Genomic DNA, 1,828 nt, shown 5'->3' on the forward strand with positions numbered 1-1,828 from the left:
CCCACCAACGCCCCGGCGGGGGCACGTCCCCCTTCGACCTCGCCGCCTGGGCCTGCGCCCCGCGCCCCGACGCCGAACCGGGCGTCTACCGGCTCGGCTACCGCCGCCTCGACCCGGAGCGGGCCGAGGCGGCCAAGGTCGCCACCTGGCCGCTGCTGCTGCGGGCGGGGCTGAACGCGGCGGTGGCGTGGCCGGCCTTCGTCTACGGCACTCAGCTCGTGCTCCACCTGATCGTGATTACCGTCTGGGTCGAACACCCCAGCGAGACCCTCGTGACTGCTGTCGGGCTGTCGGTGAACGTGTTGGTGGCTGCGGCCGTCATCAAGGTCTTCGGCCGGATGGGCCGCTGGCCTGAGGTGTGGCGCCGTTACGTCACTCCGCTGTTGTCGCGCACGGTGACGCAGGAGCAGCTCGTCGAGGAGGACGCCCCGGGGGCGGCCGAGGGCGTGCGGGGGCAGGATCCGTGGGACCGGCTGCGCCGGGGCGGTGCGGTCGGGGCGGCGGCCCGGCTGGACGGTGAGGCCGTGGGGGACGTCGACTACGTGCGGATCCGGCGCGCCTGGGAGTCCGCCCAGGCGGACCCGGTGTTCGTGCCCGCCTTCGCCGAGCAGGTGGCCTCGCGCGGTGCGGCGGCCTTCGCCCATCCTTCCGAGTCGCGCGAGCTGCCCGGCCGTGCCGAGCGGCATGATCTGCTGCTCGGCCAGGTCCGGCTGGGCACCGCGCAGGACGTCCCGAAGAACCCGTTGGGCCACCGGGCGGCCGGTTTCGCGCTGGACCCGTCGGTGCTGGGCACGTCGCTGCTGGCGGTGGGCCCGGCCGGTACGGGGAAGACGGCGCGGCTGGCCCGGCCGGTGGCGGAGGCGTTGTGCCTGCAGGCGTTGTCGGGTACGGCCTGTGCGGTGGTGGTCGGGGCGGCGGACGCCGATCTCGGCCCGGACTCCTGGTACGACGTGGTGATCGCGCCCGGCGATCCGTCCTCGCTGTACGGGCTGGACCTCTACGGCGCCGCACGGGACCCCGACGAGGCGGCCGCCCGGCTGGCCGAGGCGTTGCTGCCGGACGAGCTGACTGCCCGCGCGGAGCACGCCCGGACCGCGTTGCAGCAGGTGGTGGGCCCGTTCCACGCGGCGTACGGCCGTTACCCGGGGGTGCGGGAGCTGCGGGCGCTGCTGGCGGGTGAGCCGGATGTGCTGGCGCCCCTGGTGAAGGCGCTCGGGGTGGCCGGCCGGCTGGCCGTCCACGAGCGGGACCTGGAGCACCGGGAGCGGCAGCGCGACCGGGCGGACGACCCCGGGGCGCTGCTGGCGGACCGGCTGGCGCTGTTGGAGCGGCCAGCCTTCGAGGGGGCCTTCGCGACCGATGGGACCGGTCGGCCCCCGTTCGCGATGCGGGTGCTGGACCATCCGCTGCGGGTGCGGGTGAAACTGCCCGAGCGGAGTCACCCGGAGGCGGCGCGGATGCTGTCCCGGCTGGTGGTGGGGCAGTTCGTGCAGGCGGCCGGGGCCCGCGAGGACCGCTCGCTGTTCGCGGGCCTGGTGGTGGACGACGCCTCGGCGGCGCTGGACGCCACCGCGGTGCGCGGCCTGCAGCGGATGCGCGGGGCGAACGCGGGCGCGGTGCTGTTGCTGCGGACGCTGGTGGACCTGCCGGAGGCGCTGCGGGCTCCGCTGTTCGGCGCGGTCGGCTGCCGGATGGCGTTCCCGGGGATCGCGCCGTGGGACGGGAAGCTGTTCTCGGAGGCCTGGGGCTCCTGCATGTCCGGGTCGCGCATGGCCAGCGCCCCGAACTCGCTCAGCAGCACGCAGCGTCCGTGCTCGCCGGTGGCGGC

General features: G+C 75.8%; 1 protein-coding gene. It reads left to right on the forward strand.

From position 1 onward, the window contains the following. A partial coding sequence (locus tag ACIQOV_RS39910) for an ATP-binding protein (RefSeq protein WP_401055844.1) occupies window positions 1-1,828 on the forward strand: 1,828 nt, incomplete at both ends.

It is taken from the genome of Kitasatospora sp. NPDC091257 (assembly GCF_044757675.1).
Classification (GTDB): domain Bacteria; phylum Actinomycetota; class Actinomycetes; order Streptomycetales; family Streptomycetaceae; genus Kitasatospora; species Kitasatospora lactacystinica.